The organism is Vulgatibacter incomptus (assembly GCF_001263175.1).
Lineage (GTDB): Bacteria > Myxococcota > Myxococcia > Myxococcales > Vulgatibacteraceae > Vulgatibacter > Vulgatibacter incomptus.
On the sequence record NZ_CP012332.1, the window covers coordinates 3,422,457 to 3,440,130 of the forward strand.

Below are 17,674 nucleotides of genomic sequence, written 5' to 3' on the forward strand. Positions count from 1 at the left end.
CACGGGGTGCGTCTGTGGCACCCTCCGCCTGAGAGGTGCCGAGGAATGTGGGCTCGTAGCAAGGCAAGTCGGCTGACCATCGACGATCACCTGGAGCTCCATCGCCGGTTCCGAAATGGCGATTCGCTAGCTGTCGCCGCGGCGGCGGTTGGGTGCTCGGCGAAATCGGTCCATCGCCTCCTCCGTAAGACAGGCGGCGTGGCCCCTCGGGCCCCCACGCGGTCGGAGGCAAGGCTCTCCGTGGTCGAACGCGAGGAGGTCTCACGCGGCATCCAAGCCGGCGAGTCGTTCCGAAAGATCGCCACGAAGATCGGGCGCGCGCCGTCGACGGTATCGCGCGAGGTCCGGGCGGCTGGGGGGCGTGAGGCGTACCGGGCGCACCTCGCTGAGAAAGGGGCGCGCCAGCGAGCCCGTCGGCCCAAGCCCTTCAAGCTCGTGGAGAACGCCGGGCTTCGCCAGGCGGTAGAGGAAGGCCTGCGCCAGCGGTGGTCGCCGCAGCAAATTGCTGCGAGGCTGAAGGTCGACCACCCCAAGGCCCCGAGCTTCGCGTGTCACACGAGACCATCTACAGCTCCCTTTTCGTGCAGGCCCGCGGGGCTCTCCGGAAGGAACTCGCCACCTGCCTTCGGACGGGACGAACCCGGCGGCACCCGGGCAAGCGCACCGATCTCAGGGGCAAGATCAGCGACATGGTGATGATCAGCGAACGGCCGGCGGAAGCCGAAGACCGCGCGGTTCCTGGGCATTGGGAAGGCGATCTGATCATAGGGAAGGACAGCAAATCGGCGATCGGTACGCTGGTCGAGCGCAAGAGCCGTTTCGTGGTGCTGTTCCCCTTGCCTAACGGGAGGACCGCGGAGGATGTCCGCAAGGCGCTCGCCGCCGAAGTTCGGCGCCTCCCAGAGTGCCTCCGGCGCTCGATCACGTGGGACCAGGGGAAGGAGATGGCTCAGCACACTCGCTTCTCCGTTGAGACGAACGTCTCCGTCTACTTCTGCGACCCGCACAGCCCCTGGCAGCGAGGCAGCAACGAAAACACCAACGGGCTACTCCGCCAGTACTTCCCCAAGGGCAAGGACCTCAGTGCGTACACCCGACGAGAACTCAATACGGTGGCAGCTCAACTAAACGGACGCCCAAGACAGACGCTCGACTGGAGGACGCCGGGTGAGGTATTCAGCACATTCGTTGCGTCGACCACTTGAGACCGCCCATCCGGTCGGGGACAAGCGCCCCATTTCCAATCCATGAACGAGCCGTGAAAGAGAGTGGGTCGGATGTACCCCGAGTCCGAGGCACGGACTCGCCGAAAACAACCAACGGAACTGGATCGCAGCGATCGGCGAGGTACTTCATCCTTGTAGAAGTTCGGCCAAGGGCCTCTTCCGCGTCCAGGTTCGAATTGACGGTGCCGAGATGGCGCTGGTCCGATTCCGACGGACAGGGCTCGCCGTCCGTAAAATCGCCGAGGAAGGGACGAATCGCCTCCGCGTGATCGAAGGAAGGAACGTCTCCGGCCCGACCGAGATAAGTGAACCCAAAGGATTCGCCGGTTCCATCCAAATCGAGGACACGTCCAACATAGGTTCCGACTACGACGTAGCGCCCAGAGCGTGAGTCACGGAGAAAGAGCGGCCCGCCACGATCCAATCCGTCGATGCCAGGATCCGGCGATTCTGCGAAGATTGCTCCGGAATCTACGCCAGGGTTAGCAGGGACTCGAGACTTCAGCCATGGATGTCCGCTACTTCCCTCAAGCCGAACTGGGCTTCCAAGCGCGCCCATCCGACGATGTCCCCATACGGTGTGGCCATCACACCGCAGGCAATCAGGGCCGAAACCCGCAACAAACGCGCCGTCAGCAACCAGCGTTCCGTCCGCAAGAGCGGACTCGATATCACCGAGAAACACAGGCGCAACCTGCTCGATTCGTGTAGGATCGACAGCTTCCTGTAGCTTGATAACCGCAAGGTCTTGCGACGAGGCGGCGGCCCCTCCGCTCCCAGGGGCGATCCAAACGTCGGACACAAACAGAAGATCCGGCGTCGGGTCGCCGTCCTTCGGCAAAGCGACCACAATCGCCGAAGGTGGGAAGATGGAGGGGCCTTTTGGATCCGAGATGCAAAGTGCCGATGTAAGCACCCGATCTCGGGCGACGAGGACGCCCGTACAGCGCATAGACACGGCGAACATACCACTGACGTACTGGTCGTACCCAATCTCGACAACGGTACCAGCGATCCCATCGATCGTTTCCAGCTGTTGCGCCGTCGAACCATCGTATGTTTCCACACCCGGGCCGGTGAGCGCGTTGCCGACCGTTCCGATTGAGTCTGTCGCTGGCGTAGTACTTGCCCCACACGCGCCGGCAATGATCGCAAAGATCGTCGCGATCCCAGCTATCGCCGTGCTAGCGCAACGATTCATATGTCGACACTCCATATGAGACCTCCCTTTATGTTGGTACTTCTACTTCGACCACCACGGGAAACTACATGGAACCCTCGTGGCATGCTGACGTCAGCGCCACGATGATGTCAAGCGAAACGCTCTCCGCTTTTTTGTTTGAGTATCAACGGATCAAGAATTTTTCGGCGGGCACCTCGGAAGCGAAACGGAATCTACCGAGCCGTTTCGCACGCCGACCCGGCATGTGATTTCCGACGACTCCTGCGGGGATACGCGTGTCGACTCCGCAGGTCTTTTTATCGGAGCCACCGTCGTCGACTGGCACCGGTGCAGGCTAAGTGGGCGTTTCGGGTCAGCGCGCACCTGCCAGGCGGGGATTTTCGTTCGACAAGGGTGTCTCAAGAGGTCAAGACACGGCGAACGGCAAAGTGAGCACGCGCTCCGCCTAGTCGTAGCCTCGTTCGATCAGGAACCGATCGCGGACATTCCACAGCACATCGAGCGAACGCAGAGGGGCACCAGGAGCCAGAACCGATGTCAGCGCGGAAACAGTCGCATCCTACGAAGTCAGTAGAGGACGAGAGTGCCTTGTGGAACTGGCGGTCCTACCCGCCCCCCGCAAGCATCCCGCACGCGCCCTCGATCGACTTGCCGCCCGAGTAGCGGCGCACCACCGGCGCGCCGAGGATCTGCAGGTGATCGCGGAAGCGCTCGAGCTCCTCCTTGTCCGGCGGGAGGTAGCGGCCCGAAGCGTCGTTCACCTCGATGAGATCGATCTTCACCGGCGTGTCGCCCACCAGCTCCTTGAGGGCCACCGCGTCCTCGTAGCCGGTGTTGAAGCCGCGGATCACCACGTAGGCGAGCATGGCTCGCGTACGACGGGCGATTGCGTGGCGCCGCACCGCCGCCATCAGGTCCGGGAGCGGCCAGCGCTTCTCGATCGGCATCACGTCGACGCGCTTCTCGGGGATCGCCGAGGTGAGGCTCACCGCGAGGCGATACGGATGCCCCTCGTCTGTGAAGCGCTCGATCATCGGGATCCAGCCCGCGGTGGAGATCGTGATCGAGCGTCCCTCGATCGCGCCGCCTGCTGGCGCCGAGAGGATCTGCGCCGCCGCGATCACGTTGCGGTAGTTGAGGAAGGGCTCGCCCATCCCCATGAAGACCACGCCCTTCACCGGGCGATCCGCCTCTTCACGGATGGTGAAGATCTGCTCCACAATCTCCCACGGCCGCAGGTTGCGCTTGAAGCCCATGCGCCCCGTCGCGCAGAAGTCGCACGCCAGCGCGCAGCCCACCTGGGAGCTCACGCAGACCACGTAGTGGGTGTCGAAGATCGGGATCCGCACCGCCTCGACGCGCTGCCCGTCCTCGAGGCCGAAGAGGTACTTCGTGAAGCCGTCGGCGGGATCGGTGCGGCGCGCGATCACCTCGAGGCGCGGCGTCGCGCACGCGGCCTCCACCGCGTCGAAGACCGTGCGGCGCACCTGGGCGGTCTGGCGGATCTCGCCGATCAGACGCCGGCGCTTCACCGCGGCGGACCAGACCTTGCGGGCCTCGGAAGGCGTCGCGCCGAGGGCGCCGAGAGACTCGATGGCGCCTGCCTCGGTGAGATCCTGGAGCACGATCCGCGACGGCGGCGCGAGAGGGAGGGCGTTCAAGGCGCTACTTGCAGCTCTTGTTCAGGAACTCGCCGAGCTTGGCGGCGAGGGCGTCGGGCATATCGGTCTCGATGGCCTTCCGGCAGAGCGAGGACGACGCGCGGTACTGGTCGAGGAAGTCCAGGCACGGCGGGCAGGCCATGAAGTGCTCGTCCAGGGCCTTCTCGCGATCCTCGGGAAGCACACCCTCGAGGTAGTCGACCAGGAGATCGACGCAATCCCTGCAGCTCGTCTTGGCCATGGCGCTCACGCTTCCCTCCCCTCGAAGTAGAGGGCGAGGTCCTCGCGCAGCGCAAGCCGCGCGCGGTGCAACCGACTCTTGACCGCCGGGACCGAGGTCTCGAGGGCATCGGCGATCTCGTTGTACGACAGGCCGTCGAAGTCCCGGAGCATGAAGACCGCGCGGTGGGCCTCGGGCAGCTTCTCCACCGCGGCCACGAGCTTCTCGCGCAGCTCCGCGTCGAGGGCGAGGTCGTCGGCGCGGCGTCCCCACATGCCGGTCGGGTAGACCTCCCAGCGGCCGTCGCTCGAGAACATCCCGTCCTCGGTCTCGGTCTCGAGGGGCGCCTCGAACTGATCCACCAGCTTCTTGCGGCGGAGCTTCATCAGCGCGAAGTTCGCGGCGATCCGGTGGACCCAGGAGCCGAAGAGCGACTCGCCGCGGAACTCGGGGAGCTTGCGGAAGACCTGGAGGAAGGTGTCCTGGACGATCTCCAGCGCCTCGTCCTCGTTCTTCATCATCCGCAGCGCGAGGGCGTAGACGCGGTTGCGGTGGCGCCGCACGAGCTCGTCGAACGCAAGCCGATCCTGCCCGTCCTGGAAGCGGGTCACCAGCGCGTCGTCCGTGACCTCGGGGGCCTGGGCGGCGAGGTTGGCGCTTGGCTTGCTCATGCTCGGTCGGGCCGGTCCTTTGCCGATCGCTGGAGGGAAGGCGCTTCTACCACGGGCCCCCGCGGCCGGCGAGGCACAACCGAGACCCAGCGGTTGCCCGAGAGCCAGAACCGCAAGGGGGCGTCCGCCCACTCCTTCGCGTACTCCACTCCGATCCGCTTCCCCACCTCGATGGGCTCGCGAGGACGGTCGGGCGCTTCGATCCACAGCTCCTCCCCGCTCGTGAGATCCCATCGGTTGAAGTCCCGATTGACCTCGAACACGCGGGTCAACCTCGCGGGGCCGTCGGTGCGCGCCTCCGGCGAGAGCCCCGAGAGCGGCTCGAGCGCCCGGATGAGCACGGCCGTCCCCGATCCGGGCCCCTCGGTCACCACGTTCAGGCAGTGGTGCAGCCCGTAGATCAAGTAGACGTACGCGTGGCCAGGGCTGCCGAACATCGGCTCGGTGCGCGGCGTCAGGCCTTTCGACGTATGACATGCGAGGTCCTCCGGGCCGACGTAGGCCTCGGTCTCGACCACCCGCCCGGAGAGGTGCCGCCCACCGATCCGGCGGTGGAGCACGCATCCGAGCAGGTCCCTGGCGACCTCGACGGTCGGCCGGTCGTAGAACGAGCGGGGAAGAGGGAGGACCATTCCTCTGGAACGGCGATCCGTCGCCGACTCTTCCTTTCGAACATTCGATGTCGGAGGCGAGTGGAGGTTTCGGTCGCTTCCGCCCACGAGCGTTCAGCTCGCGAGGAGGCCGAGATCGGTGAGGAAGCCGTAGCCCCAGCGATCCTCCTTCGGGACGGGATGCAGGACCCTCGGCGCGTAGGTGCCAACGACGGCGCCGACCATCGCGCCAACCAACACGTCGCTCATGTAGTGACGATCGGACGCGATCCGCAGGTAGCCCGTGAGGCCGGAGGCGATGCCCAGGAGGAAGACGAGAGGCGTGCGGACGCGGCGGCGCGTGGCGATCTGGGAGACCGCGAACGCGAAAGCCGCGGTCGTGCTCGTGTGGCCGGAGAAGAACGAGAAGTCGTCGTCGTCGGCCTGGTTCCGGAGCGCGTCCTTAGACGGGCGAGCCGCCGGTCCATCTGGCGCAGCGGTGAGCTCGTCCGGGATGTGATGCTCGATGCCCGCCGAAGGGTCCGCCAGCCCGGACGAAGCGTAGCGGGCGAAGGGACGCTGCCTGCGGATCAGGAGCTTGGTCGCCTGGCTCATCATGCCCGCGTAGACCATCGCCTCGTTGACCGCGAGGACGTCGGCCATCGGCCCCCCGCCGCCGCGGATCCCTGCGCTGAGCGCGAGGCCCGCCGCACCCATCGGCACGAGGAAGTTCGCGAGGAGGTTCGAGTAGAAGCGGGCGCGCATCGGATCCTTCCAGAGGAGGCGCTCCCTCGCCGTGCGGTCGAGGCGATTGACGCGCTCGACGCCGTGCTCGTCCCGCTCGCTCCAGAAGAGCGTCTTCGCCGGGATCTTCTTTCGGAAGACGTGCGAGCCGCTCCAGACCACCGCGCACGCCACGAGCGGGAGCCCGTGGCGGATCAGGTCGAACTCGAGGTGGCCCGGAGCGCCAGCGCGGAAGAACCACCAGCGCCTGGGCGCTTGTCGCGGAGACCACACGGGGGAACGGTGGTCATCCCGCCGGACCGCTTCCAGCCCCCACGCCTACCCTTCCGGCGCCGGCCCTCCTATCGCTAAGCGCGCCGGAGGCGACGACGGAACGCGGAGCCGATCTCCGCGAGCTCGGCAACGCGCAGGAGTCGACAGGCGACGACGTAGACGATCGCGCCGGCGGCGATGCCGGCCCCCACGCCCGACAGGCGAGCGAGGAGCGACTCGGTGCCGAGCGCGTGCTCGATCGCGCCGTTGGCGGCGAACGCCGCGATCGCACAGGGCGCTGCAGCCAGTAGCACCCGGCCGAGGTGGAGGAGCACGCCGCCGATGCGGAACGACCCCGCCACCTTCCGGAACGCGACCGTGAGCACGAGGAAGTTCACCGTGGCCGCGGCGGCGGTGCCGAGTGCGAGCCCCTTGTACGAGAGGTACGGGAAGAGCGTGACGTTGAGGAGCACGTTCGCTCCGACCGCGGAGAGCGACGCGATCACCGGGATTCGCGAGCGGTCGAGGGCGTAGAACGCCGGCGCGACGACCTTCACCGCGGAGTAGGCGTAGAGGCCGGTGGCGTACATCAGCGTGGCCCACGCGGTGGCTACCGTGTCCTCCGGCGTGAAGCGGCCGTGCTGGAAGAGGAGCCGCACGATCGGCTCGCGCAGGGCGAGGAGGCCCGCCATCGACGGCACGGTGAGGAAGGCGACGAGGCGCAGGCCCTGGGCGAGCGTGGCCTGCATCCCCGGCAGATCCCGCTCGGCGGCGCGCTTGGCGAGGCCGGTGGTGGCGATGGTCGCGACGGCCACGCCGAAGACGCCGATGGGGAGCTGCATCAGGCGGAAGGCGTAGTTCAGCCACGCCGGCGCGCCCGGCACCTGCGACGCGAAGATGGTGTTGACGAAGATGTTCACCTGGGTCGCGGCGAGGCCCACGGTGGCGGGCGCCATCAGCTTCCCGATCCGGCGCAGGCCCGGCTCGGCCCAGTCGAGGGCGGGGCGCAGCCGGAAGCCGGTGCGGAAGAGCGCGGGGAGCTGCACGCCGAGCTGCGCCGCGCCGCCGGCGAGGGTGAAGATCGACCAGCCGATCACCGCCTCCTCCTCGCGGAAGCCCGCGACGAAGAGGAAGACGCCGCCGGCGATCGCCGCGACGTTGAACATCGCGGAGGCGAAGGCCGGCGGGCCGAACTTCTCCTCCGCGTTGAGCTGGCCCATCGCCACCGCCGCGAGCGACACCAGCGGCAGGAAGGGGAACATGATCCGCGTGCAGAGCGCGGCCAGCTCCTGCTTGCCCGAGACCTCGGCGAAGCCCGGCGCGAGGAAGGCAACGATCTGGGGCGCGAAGAGGATCCCGAGGAGGGTGAGGATCCCCACGACCACCAGCAGCGCGCCGATCACCACGTTGGCGAGGCGCACCGCGTGCTCGCGGCCGCGGTTTTTCACAGCATCGGCGAAGGTAGGGACGAAGGCGGCGGAGAGCGCCCCTTCCGCGAAGAGATCCCGCAGGAGGTTCGGGATGCGGAAGGCGACGACGAAGGCGTCGGCGAAGGCGCTGGCGCCGAGGAGCGCGGCGAAGAGCTGCTCGCGCACGAGGCCCAGGAGGCGCGAGAGCATCGTCGCCGCCGACACGAGCAGGGCCTTGGCGCCCATCCGAGACGCGGCGCCCTTCGCCGGGGGCGAGAGCGCGGCTTCGGCCTGTGGGGATCGCATGGGCTCGGAGGTCATCGCGGAAGGTGCGGGAGCAGGATCACGCGGCGGAGAATGCCAAAACCGTGGGCCCGCCGCCATTCGTCACGAGCGAGCGGGGCCTCGCCCGCCAGAAGCCGGGACGGGATCAGCGCGCGGCGGCACGCTCGGCCGTGCGCTCCTCGCCATCCTCGAGGAAGCGCCGCGGGACGTCGGCCTCGACAAAGACGCGGAAGACCTCGGCGTCGAGCTTTCCGGACCGTACGTCCGCCGAGAGGATCTCCAGGGCGTCGTCGTGGGAGACGGAGCGCTTGTACGGTCGATCGCTCACCGTGAGCGCGTCGTAGATGTCGGCGATCGCCATCATCCGGGCCTCGAGGCCGATCTCCTGGCCGGCCTTGCCCAGCGGGTAGCCCGTGCCGTCCAGCTTCTCGTGGTGCCCGCAGGCGATCTCGGGGATGCGCCGCAGCGAGCGCGTCCAGGGGATCTGCTTCAGGAAGCGATAGGTATGGCTGACGTGGCTCTCGATCTCGAGGCGCTCGGCGGGCGAGAGCGAGCCCTTCGGGATCGAGAGGAGCTCGACCTCCTGCGCAGAGAGCAGCGTCTGCGGGAGGCCGTCGGGTCCGAGGAAGCTCAGGGCCGCGAGCTGCGCGAGAGGGGCGGAGATCCCGGCAGGGAGGACGGTCGGCCGGTTGCAGCGACGCACCAGCTCCCGGGCCGCTTCGAGCTCCCGCAGCTTCGCCGAGAGGATCGCCTCCTCGTCCATGAGCACGGGATCGAGCCGCTCCCCCGCCGCGAGGCGATCCCGCTGCCGCCGCAGGGACTCGGCCTCGAAGCTCTTGCGGGCGTAGTCGAAGCGGTGTTCCACGAGCGTGAGCTCGTGGGGATGGAACTTGTTGGCCTTCATCAGCACGTGCTCGCGCACGCCGACCTTGCCGAAGTCGTGGAGCAGCGCCGCGTAGCGGAGCTCCATCCGCTGATCCGGCGAGAACACGATGCCGGCGAAGGGGCCGCGCCCGTCGCGCTCAACCGCGTCGGCGAGGGCGAGGGTGAGACGTGCGACCCGCTCCGAGTGGCCCGCCGTGGTGGAATCCCGCGACTCGATCGCGACCACGGAGGCCTTCACGAAGCCCTCGAAGAGCTGATGGATCTCCTCGTGGAGGAGCGCGTTCTCCACCGCCGAGGCCGCCTGGCCGCCCAGCGCGAGGAGCAGCTCCTCGTCCTCGTCCGAGAAGGGGACGCCGCCCGCCTTGTTCAGCGCCTGGATGACGCCCGCGACGTCACCATCGGTGTTGAACATGGGCACACAGAGCAGCGAGGTCGTGCGGTAGCCCGTGGAGAGATCCACGGCGCGGTTGAAGCGCGAATCGGCGTAGGCGTCGGGGAGGTTGATCGGGCGACGGGTCCGCGCGGTGGCACCTGCGATGCCCACGCCCAGCGGGACCCGGATCCGGGGCGACGGGCCCATGCCCTGGGCGACCTTGGAGTAGAGGACCTTCTCCTCGCGATCCACGAGGAAGAGCGAGCAGCGATCGGCGTCCACCACCCTGCCGGCCTCGCGCACGATCATCCGTAGGAGCGCATCGAGGTCGCGCTGGGCGACCATCGCCTTCGCGACGTCGAGGATCGACGTCAGCTTGTCGATGCGGCGCTGGGGTCCGTCCACTCGGGGGCCTTCCTTCGGGTTCTCCCGTGCGATTCATACCACGCCCGATCCTCGCGGCGCGAACGGGTCCGGTTGCAGCCGATGGGCGTCACACCAGGTTTCTGCGATCCATTGATTTGACCACAAATGATCTTTATGGAAGCCTGTCTTCCATGAGCCATTTCATTCCTGCGAAAGCACCATTGCGATCCCTCTTCTTCTTGATCTCCATCCTTGCGCTGGCCTCCTGCAGCAGCAGCGATTCGAAGACCGGCGACGACGGCGCGGCGGGCCACGGTGGCCACGGCGGCACGGCTGGCTCCGGCGGTGACGACGGCACGGCCGGCTCCGGCGGCGACGACGGCACGGCTGGCTCCGGCGGCGAAGACGGCACGGGCGGCACCGGCGGCGACGACGGCACTGGAGGCACCGGCGGCGACGACGGTGAGGCCGGTTCCGGCGGCGAGGAGCACGGCTGCCGCGAGCCCGGCCCCGCCGATCGCGAGCGCATCGTGGTCGTCGGCGTCAAGGGCTCCCCGGTCATCGAGGGTTCATTCGACCACTACCAGGTCCTGCGCCTGACCGAGGACGGCGCCCTCGAGGCCACCGGCAAGATCTTCGAGATGGGCCAGCCCTCGGATGACCCCATCGTCTTCACGCCCGACGGCAAGCTCGGCTTCGCGCCCCAGTCCAACGGCACCGTCGGCGTCTTCCGCGTCGCGGATGACGGCGAGATCGAGGTCCTCGACCCGGCACTCGGCGCCGGCCGGTTCTACGCCGGCCAGCTCGTGATGTCGCCCGCCGGTGACCACCTCTTCGTCAACGACGTGAATTGGCCCGACAACGGCGGCGGCCTCTACCGCGTCGATATCGGCTGCGACGATTCCCTGACCATCGCCGGCCGGATCATCGCAAGCAAGTCGGCGCGCGGTCTCGTTCTCCTCCCCGGCGACGAGGCGATCTTCGGAGCCCGCGAGGTGGACGGCTTCGAGCCCCACGACATCTTCCGCGTCTCCCTCGCCGACCCGGCTGCGACGATCGCGGGCCTCGACCTCTTCCCCTACTCGCCGGACGACTGGTCCTTCGCCTGGATCTCGTCGATGGGCCTGATGCCCGACGGCAAGCACCTGCTGGTCGGCGACAACAACGAGTACACCGAGCTCCCGAACAGCGTCGCGATCGTCGAGGTCGGCGAGACGACCCTCGAGCACAAGGGCGCCATCGAGATCGAGGATCCCTACTCGATGGCCACCTCGCCGTTCGGTGACGCGGCGATTGTCGTCTCCGGCTACGGCGACAACGTCTTCGTCCTCGACTACGACGCGACGGCCGACGTGCCGTTCGCGCTTCGTGGCGCGGTCGAGTACGTGGGCGGGCGGCCCCAGGTCCCCGGCAAGCTCGCCATGGTCGCGCGCGGCTCCCAGCAGGGTCGGGTGCTGATCCCCGACGTTCGCGGCCTCTTCCAGGTCAAGTTCGGCGAGAGCGCCACCGTGACGGACCTCGGGCTTTTCCGGCTCGAGCGCATCCCGTCCAACGTGGGCGTGCAGCCGTAACGGCTCCGTGATCAGCGGAGCCAGGCTCTGGCTCCGCGACCACTCCCTTTTCCCCCGCTTGGGCTCGTCCCACGCGGGGGTTTTTCGTTTCAGGCGACCGCGAGCGGGATCCGGATCGAGAAGATCGTGCCGACCTGCGCACCGCTCTGCGCCTCGAGCGTCCCGCCGTGGGCTTCGACGATCCGGCGCGCCAGAGTGAGACCGAGGCCGAGGCCGCCGGTCTTCCGGGTCCGGCTGCGGTCGGTGCGGAAGAAGGGCGAGAAGATCCACGGCAGGTCGAATCCGTCGATCCCGATCCCGCGATCCTGCACGGTGAGCTCGAGGAAGCTCCCTTCCCCCCGCAGCTCGACGATCACCTCGTCGTCCGAGTACTTGCGCGCGTTGTCGACGAGGTTGTCGAGCGCGCGGCGCAGGAGCATGGGATCGGCCGCGATCGCCGCAGGGATCCCTTCGCCGATTCGAACCTCCAGCGTCCGCTCCGGATACGCCGCGCGGAAACGCTTCGCGGAGAGCTCCACCAGCTCGCGCGGATCGATCGTCTCCGGCCGCAAGGGCGGCGCGCCGCTGGTGCCGAGGTCCATCCGGGCCACCAGGAGCACGTCCTCGATCAGGCGGTCGAGCTCGACGAGATCGGAGCCGATCTCCTCCAGGTAGCGGCGCGCCTCGGGCAGATCGCCCTCCTGCGCGAGCTCGAGCGCCACCCGGATCCGCGCGAGCGGCGTGCGCAGCTCGTGAGACACGTTGGCGAGGAGCTCCTTCTCGCTGCGCACCAGGATCTCGAGCCTCTCCGCCATCTCGTCGAGGGCGACCGCGAGGATGCCGACCTCGTCCTCGCGACGCAGGCCGCTGCGCACGTCGAGGTGGCCCTGCCCGAGCTGCTCGGCGGTGGCGGTGAGCCGCTCCAGCGGCGCCGCGATCGAGCGGGCGAAGGGGAAGGACACCAGCGCGAGCACCACGAGGATCGCCCCGAGGATCGCGGCGGGGCGCTCGAGGGGGACATCGGGTCTGGGGAGCCTCGCGACCAGGTAGGCGCTCGACCCGGGGATGGCTGCGGCGAGGACCGGCATCGGCGGCTCGTCGTCCTCCACGCGGATCGCGCCCTTCGCGAGGCTCAGGACCTGGCTCGCGCTCAAGGGTTCGATCGCTGGCTCCTCGGTGGTGCCCAGCCGGGTGCCGTCGTCGTCGTAGACCGAGAGCTCCATGCGGAGGCTCTCGCCGGCGCGGAGGAGCTCCCGCCGGAGCAGGTCGGGATCGTTCAGGGAGGGCCCGAGGCCCTCGGCCACGTAGGCCGTGAGCCGGCGCGGAAGATCGCGCCGAGGGCCCTCCCGCCCCATCGCCGAGCCCACCAGGGCCGTGGCCAGGCCAGCCGAGATCAGCAGGAACGAGCCGAAGAGGTAGACCCGCCAGAAGAGGCGCCGCCGGGGCGCGGCGCCGGTACGTTCGCCGTGCCCGCCCGAAGCGTTAGCTGGGACGCTCACGGCGCGTCCTCGGAAGCCGCGAGCACGTAGCCGACGCCTCGCACGGTCTTCAGCCAGCGCGGGCTGCGGGCGTCGTCGCCGAGCTTGTGGCGCAGCCGCGACACGTGCACGTCGATCGAGCGATCGAAGGCCTCCTCGGCGCTGCCCTTGGCCAGGTCGAGGAGCTGCTCACGGGAGAGCACCCTGCCCGCCCGCTCGGCGAGGGCGTGGAGCAGCGTGAACTCGTACGAGGTGAGCTCGAGGTCGGCGCCGCGGAGGCGGGCGCTCCTGGCGGCGGGATCGAGGCGAAGCGAGCCGACCTCCACCACGCGCAGCGCAGGGCCCGCCTGTCCCCTCGCTCGGCGGACGAGGGCCCGGATCCGGGCGAGGAGCTCCCGTGGCGAGAAGGGCTTGGCGAGGTAGTCGTCGGCGCCCAGCTCGAGGCCGATGATCCGATCGGCCTCCTCGCCACGGGCGGTGAGGAAGATCACCGGCACGTCGGAGCGAGACCGGAGCTCCCTGCAGATCTCCAATCCGTCCCGGCCCGGGAGCATCAGGTCGAGGAGGATCACGTCGTAGCGGCGAGCGAGCGCTTCGCGCAGGCCCTTCTCGCCGTCGGCGAGCCACGAGACGACGATCCCGTGGCCGCCGAGGTAGCCGGAGAGGAGGCGCGCGAGCTTCTCGTCGTCCTCCACGAGGAGGGCGGTGACGGCGGGCTCGGCGCCGACTGGGAGGGCCTTGTCCATCATGCGAAGGCTCCAACAAACTCCGAGGCGCTACTCCTTCGCTCCACCGTGCCGGAAGTGGCCGCGGCCGCCGCGCTCGAAGCGCTCCTCGAGCAGCTGGCCGACCTGGGCCCGCTGCGCCGGGGTGAGGATCCCGTGGACCTCGATCATCGCGTCGGCCATCCGGTTGGCGAAGACCCTGCGGGCCTCGGCCTTCTGGTCGATCTTCGCATGGATCGCCGCGGCATCGGGGCTCTCCTCGCTCCAGACGGAGAGGAGCTCGCGGGGGCCGCCATCCCGCTCAGGACGCTCGCTCCAGAGGCGCTCGGCGATCCCGTTGATCCGGGATCGTTGCTCGGGCGTCGCCTCGACCTTGGTGAGGATCTTGTCCAGCCGCGCAAAGATCTTGGCGTGGGCCTTCTCGGGATCCATGGGCCCGTGGTGGGCGGCCTTGAAGCCCGAGAGGGCGAGGAACGCCGCGAGGCCGAGGCCGGCGGCGATGAGGCTCTTCCTGGTTCTCGTCATTTCGTTCTCCGTCAGGCCCCGGTCCATCCGAGGCGACAGGATGAACGATGCCGGCGCGAGGTTGCGACCGGTTGTGGGTCCCGTGAAGAACTGTGAAGACGAGGGCTCAGCGCGCCGCGGCGGCGCGATCGAGGGCCCCTGCGAGATCGGCCCAGAGATCCTCCGGATCCTCGAGGCCCACGGAGAGGCGCACCAGGGAGTCGGTGATCCCCGCCGCCAGCTTGGCCTCGGGGGCCACCACGCGGTGGGTCATCGAGGCGGGATGCTGGATCAGGGTGTCCACCGATCCGAGGCTCACCGCCGGGGTCGCGAGCTTCACGCTGCGAAGGAGCTCGCACGCCGCGGGGTAGCCGCCCTTCATCTCGAACGAGAGCAGCGAGCCCGGTCCCTTCATCTGGCGGCCGACGAGACCCTCGGGATCGCAGCCGGGGAGCTCCGGGTAGAAGACCTTCTCGATCGCGGGGTGCTCGGCGAGCCGCTTCGCGAGGATCCTCGCGACCTCCTGGGCGGCGCGGACGCGGATCGGCAGGGTCGAGAGGCCGCGGTGGAGCAGATAGCCGCCGAGCGGATGGAGCAGCGCGCCCGTGACCACCCGCATCTGGCGGAGGAGGGTCGCCCACTCCCCGTTGGTGGCGATGACACCGGCGATCACGTCGCCGTGGCCGCCGAGGAACTTGGTGGCGCTGTGGAGCACGAGGGTCGCGCCGTGGGCGATCGGCCGCAGCAGCACCGGCGTCGCGAAGGTGGCGTCGACGGCGACGGGGATTCCCTTCGCCTGCTTCACCACCGCCTCGACGTCGAGGAGCTTCAGCGTGGGGTTCGCCGGGGTCTCCACGTAGATGAGCGAAGTGTCCGGCCGGATGTGGGACGAGATCTCGTCGGGCGCGCTCCAGCTCACCTCCATGCCCAGGAGCCCGCTCGCGATCAGGTGGTCCGCGCTCCCGTACATGGGCCGCACCGCCACCATGTGGCCGCCCCGCTGCTTCGCCGCCATCAGGAGCGCCGTGAGCGCCGCCATGCCGGAGCCGAAGGCGACCGACTCCTCGGCGCCCTCCAGGCGGGCGAGGGCCGACTCGAAGCGGGCCACGGTCGGGTTGTGGAGGCGCGCGTAGACCGAGCCACCGTCGCCGGGCTTCGCGCCCATCGCCATCGAGCCCAGGCTCTCCCCGCCCTGCTCGGGGTCGCTCATCGGGTTGGTCGTCGAGAGGTCGAGCGGCAGGGCGTGGACGCCGAGCTCGGGGAGATCCTCACGGCCGGCGTGGATGGCGAGGGTGTCGAAAGAATGGCGCATGGACGAACCTCCTGCGAGGAACCAGGTGAATCTTGATTCTTCGGTTTGCGAAGCTGGAGTTCCAACGAATAGAATTCGGCCGGAGGCTGGACGAATGGAGCTCGACCGAATCGACTGCGATATCGTGGAGACCCTGCAGAAGAATGGTCGGCTCTCAAACAAAGAGCTGGCCGCCGCCGTGGGGCTCGCCCCCTCGAGCTGCCTGTCGCGGGTCCGCCGGCTCCTCGACGAGGGCGTACTCCAGGGCTTCCGGGCGGAGGTCGAGCCGAGGGCCCTGGGCATCGGCTTGCAGGCGCTGATCTCGGTGCGCCTGCGGCAGCACACCCGAAACGTGGTGGACGCCTTCCGCTCCCACGTCCTCTCGCTGCCCGAGGTCACGGCCGTCTACCACGTGGCGGGCGCCGACGACTTCCTCGTCCACGTAGCGATCCGCGACGCGGACCACCTGCGCGACCTGGCCCTGGACTCGTTCACCACGAGAGCGGAGGTCTCTCACATCCAGACCTCGCTCGTCTTCGAGCACGCCCGCTCACCGAGCCTCCCCATCTATCTGCGACCGAAGGGCGGTTGACCGCGCGGCCCAGCCGCCCCACCCATGTGGGGAGGAGGCGTCGAAGCGAACGAACATGGCCGCTCGAATCGTGAACATGATCCTCGGGGCCTGGCTGCTGATCTCGGCCTTCGCCTGGTACCACCCGCCGGGTCAGCGACTGGTCACGGCGCTGGTGGGGATCGCGATCTTCGTGGTCGCCGGCCTGTCGGCCTTCGTGCCGAACCTGCGGCTCCTGAACACGGCGATCGCGCTCTGGCTCTTCATCTCGGCGTTCATCTTCCCGAGCGCCAACGAGTTCACGATCCTCCACAACGCCTGCATCGCGATCATCGTCTTCATCGTGGCGCTGGCCTACGGCCGGAAGACCGCCCGCTTCGGCCTGGAGCACCGGAGACGCCAGCCGGCCTAGCGGAAGATCCCCGTGCGCTCGGCGAGTCCCCTGTCCACGAGGGACTGCACCGCCGCCTTCACCGTCGCGGCGGCCTCGCGGACCGCCTCGGCGTTGTCGGCGTCCGCCAGGCTGTAGCGCTCGTGGAGCGGGATCGGCTCGCCGTAGTAGATCCGGTAGCGCACGGGCAGCGGAAACGGCGTGAGCGTGATCGGCAGGTAGGGCGCGCCCACCAGCTTGCCGAGCTTCCGCAGCTTCGCGAGCTGCGGCATCTGCTCCTCGGCGCCGACGATCGCCACGGGGACCACCGGCGCGCGGTGGCGGATCGCGAGCTCGGCGTGCCCGACCCGCCAGTGCTGGAGCCGATAGCGCTCGTAGTAGGGCTTGCCGATCCCGGGCACGCCCTCCGGGAAGATCATCACGACCTCCCCGGCGTCGAGCAGCGCCCGGACGTTCTCGCGGGCGCCTCCCACCATCCCCGCGCGATTGAAGAAGGTCCCGATGAACGGCAGGTCGGAGACGAAGAAATCGCCCACGGGCCGCGCGACCCGCCCAACCTTCCGGACCGAGTCCGTCCAGAGCATCGCGGCGTCGAAGGGCAGCGTCCCCGAGTGGTTCGCCGCGAGGATCACCGGCCCCTCGGTCGGGACGTGCTCCGCGCCGTGGGAGAGCACCCGGAAATAGCGCTCGTAGAAGGGCCTCGCCGCCGCGAGGGCGATGGCCACCGAGTCGAGGCTGAGGCCGAAGGCGTCGTAGCCGGTCCCCGGGTCGCGCACGGGAAGCTCCCGCAGGCGCTCCCGCTCTTCGTCGGAGAGGAGGTTCTCGGCAAGCTCGGTCACTGCATTTGCGATGGAGCTCAAGCGGGCGCCCTTCGGATCGCGGTCGGGACGTATCTACCACGCCAACGTCCGCGGCGCCGCTCGCGCCGGTGGCACGCTCCGCGCGGCGCCGCTACAGTCCCCCGCCATGGACGAATCCCGCTTCCTGCAGCTCGCCGATCAGACCTTCCGCCGCCTCCAGGACCTCCTCGAGCCGATCGACCCCGACCAGGTCGACTACGAGCTCGCCGGCGACGTCTTCAAGCTCTCGTTCGCCAACGGCGTGAAGAGCGTGCTGAACACCCAGCGCCCCACGCGGCAGCTCTGGCTCGCCGCCCGTTCGAAGGCCTGGCACTTCTCGTACGACGAGGCGACGGGCCGCTGGATGGACGACAAGGGCGAGGGCGTCGAGCTCTTCGCCTGCCTCCGGGAGCTGGTCCGCGACTTCGCCGGCGCCACGCTCTAGGCGAGCGCCGGGGTC

At 68.8% G+C, this 17,674-nt stretch carries 17 protein-coding genes and 1 pseudogene; 5 read left to right on the plus strand and 13 right to left on the minus strand.

All coding sequences use genetic code 11. The features are described from left to right. The first annotated feature begins 45 nt into the window (after positions 1 to 45). Positions 46 to 1,205 (plus strand): annotated as a pseudogene (locus tag AKJ08_RS20940) (IS30 family transposase). Here the strand turns inward: AKJ08_RS20940 and AKJ08_RS20945 are convergent. From AKJ08_RS20945 to AKJ08_RS14245, 8 genes are all read right to left on the minus strand, one after another. Beyond that, positions 1,177 to 2,442: a trypsin-like serine protease gene (locus AKJ08_RS20945; protein WP_157370703.1), complete on the minus strand. Its 1,266-nt coding sequence runs from the start codon at positions 2,440 to 2,442 to the stop codon at positions 1,177 to 1,179. The pseudogene AKJ08_RS20940 and the gene AKJ08_RS20945 sit on opposite strands and share 29 nt — an antisense overlap. A 572-nt stretch (positions 2,443 to 3,014) precedes the next feature. After that, positions 3,015 to 4,070, minus strand: a complete 1,056-nt coding sequence (locus AKJ08_RS14215) for a radical SAM protein (RefSeq protein ID WP_240475354.1) — start codon at positions 4,068 to 4,070, stop codon at positions 3,015 to 3,017. 4 nt (positions 4,071 to 4,074) lie between these two features. Continuing rightward, on the minus strand, positions 4,075 to 4,311 hold the full coding sequence (locus AKJ08_RS14220; RefSeq protein WP_050726667.1) for an anti-sigma factor family protein: 237 nt from the start codon (positions 4,309 to 4,311) through the stop codon (positions 4,075 to 4,077). Between the two features lie 5 nt (positions 4,312 to 4,316). Then, positions 4,317 to 4,961, minus strand: a complete 645-nt coding sequence (locus AKJ08_RS14225) for an RNA polymerase sigma factor (protein WP_050726668.1) — start codon at positions 4,959 to 4,961, stop codon at positions 4,317 to 4,319. Continuing rightward, positions 4,958 to 5,593: a DNA-3-methyladenine glycosylase gene (locus AKJ08_RS14230; protein WP_050726669.1), complete on the minus strand. Its 636-nt coding sequence runs from the start codon at positions 5,591 to 5,593 to the stop codon at positions 4,958 to 4,960. Before AKJ08_RS14230 ends, AKJ08_RS14225 begins: the two co-directional genes overlap by 4 nt. Before the next feature lie 93 nt (positions 5,594 to 5,686). Then, on the minus strand, positions 5,687 to 6,568 hold the full coding sequence (locus AKJ08_RS14235) for a phosphatase PAP2 family protein (protein WP_050726670.1): 882 nt from the start codon (positions 6,566 to 6,568) through the stop codon (positions 5,687 to 5,689). A 74-nt stretch (positions 6,569 to 6,642) separates the two neighbouring features. Continuing rightward, positions 6,643 to 8,262, minus strand: a complete 1,620-nt coding sequence (gene murJ, locus AKJ08_RS14240; protein ID WP_050726671.1) for a murein biosynthesis integral membrane protein MurJ — start codon at positions 8,260 to 8,262, stop codon at positions 6,643 to 6,645. A 124-nt stretch (positions 8,263 to 8,386) separates the two neighbouring features. Continuing rightward, positions 8,387 to 9,904 (minus strand): HD family phosphohydrolase, encoded by a 1,518-nt coding sequence (locus AKJ08_RS14245; protein WP_338062165.1) that lies wholly within the window; start codon positions 9,902 to 9,904, stop codon positions 8,387 to 8,389. A 200-nt stretch (positions 9,905 to 10,104) separates the two neighbouring features. Between AKJ08_RS14245 and AKJ08_RS18780 the strand changes: the two genes are divergently transcribed. Next, complete coding sequence (locus AKJ08_RS18780; RefSeq protein ID WP_157370705.1) at positions 10,105 to 11,436, plus strand: lactonase family protein; 1,332 nt, start codon at positions 10,105 to 10,107, stop codon at positions 11,434 to 11,436. 89 nt (positions 11,437 to 11,525) lie between these two features. On the opposite strand, the gene AKJ08_RS14255 is transcribed toward AKJ08_RS18780, so the two are convergent. The 4 genes from AKJ08_RS14255 to AKJ08_RS14270 form a co-directional block, all read right to left on the minus strand. Continuing rightward, positions 11,526 to 12,914 (minus strand): sensor histidine kinase, encoded by a 1,389-nt coding sequence (locus AKJ08_RS14255; RefSeq protein ID WP_050726673.1) that lies wholly within the window; start codon positions 12,912 to 12,914, stop codon positions 11,526 to 11,528. After that, complete coding sequence (locus AKJ08_RS14260; RefSeq protein ID WP_050727599.1) at positions 12,911 to 13,639, minus strand: response regulator transcription factor; 729 nt, start codon at positions 13,637 to 13,639, stop codon at positions 12,911 to 12,913. Before AKJ08_RS14260 ends, AKJ08_RS14255 begins: the two co-directional genes overlap by 4 nt. A gap of 30 nt (positions 13,640 to 13,669) precedes the next feature. Then, the gene (locus AKJ08_RS14265; RefSeq protein ID WP_050726674.1) at positions 13,670 to 14,143 is read right to left on the minus strand and encodes a Spy/CpxP family protein refolding chaperone; all 474 of its coding nucleotides are present in this window, start codon (positions 14,141 to 14,143) and stop codon (positions 13,670 to 13,672) included. A 106-nt stretch (positions 14,144 to 14,249) separates the two neighbouring features. After that, positions 14,250 to 15,434 carry a trans-sulfuration enzyme family protein gene (locus tag AKJ08_RS14270; protein WP_050726675.1) on the minus strand — a complete coding sequence of 395 codons (1,185 nt, stop codon included), beginning with the start codon at positions 15,432 to 15,434 and terminating at the stop codon, positions 14,250 to 14,252. A gap of 94 nt (positions 15,435 to 15,528) precedes the next feature. On the opposite strand from AKJ08_RS14270, the gene AKJ08_RS14275 reads away from it, so the two are divergent. Both AKJ08_RS14275 and AKJ08_RS14280 read left to right on the plus strand, forming a co-directional pair. After that, complete coding sequence (locus AKJ08_RS14275; RefSeq protein ID WP_050726676.1) at positions 15,529 to 16,005, plus strand: Lrp/AsnC family transcriptional regulator; 477 nt, start codon at positions 15,529 to 15,531, stop codon at positions 16,003 to 16,005. A 55-nt stretch (positions 16,006 to 16,060) separates the two neighbouring features. Further along, complete coding sequence (locus AKJ08_RS14280) at positions 16,061 to 16,396, plus strand: SPW repeat domain-containing protein (RefSeq protein WP_050726677.1); 336 nt, start codon at positions 16,061 to 16,063, stop codon at positions 16,394 to 16,396. Here the strand turns inward: AKJ08_RS14280 and AKJ08_RS14285 are convergent. Then, a complete protein-coding gene (locus AKJ08_RS14285) occupies positions 16,393 to 17,214 on the minus strand; it encodes a lysophospholipid acyltransferase family protein (protein WP_050726678.1) in 822 nt (273 codons plus the stop codon). The genes AKJ08_RS14280 and AKJ08_RS14285 overlap by 4 nt on opposite strands. 10 nt (positions 17,215 to 17,224) lie before the next feature. Between AKJ08_RS14285 and cyaY the strand changes: the two genes are divergently transcribed. After that, positions 17,225 to 17,659: an iron donor protein CyaY gene (gene cyaY, locus AKJ08_RS14290; RefSeq protein ID WP_050726679.1), complete on the plus strand. Its 435-nt coding sequence runs from the start codon at positions 17,225 to 17,227 to the stop codon at positions 17,657 to 17,659. Positions 17,660 to 17,674: the final 15 nt, after the last annotated feature.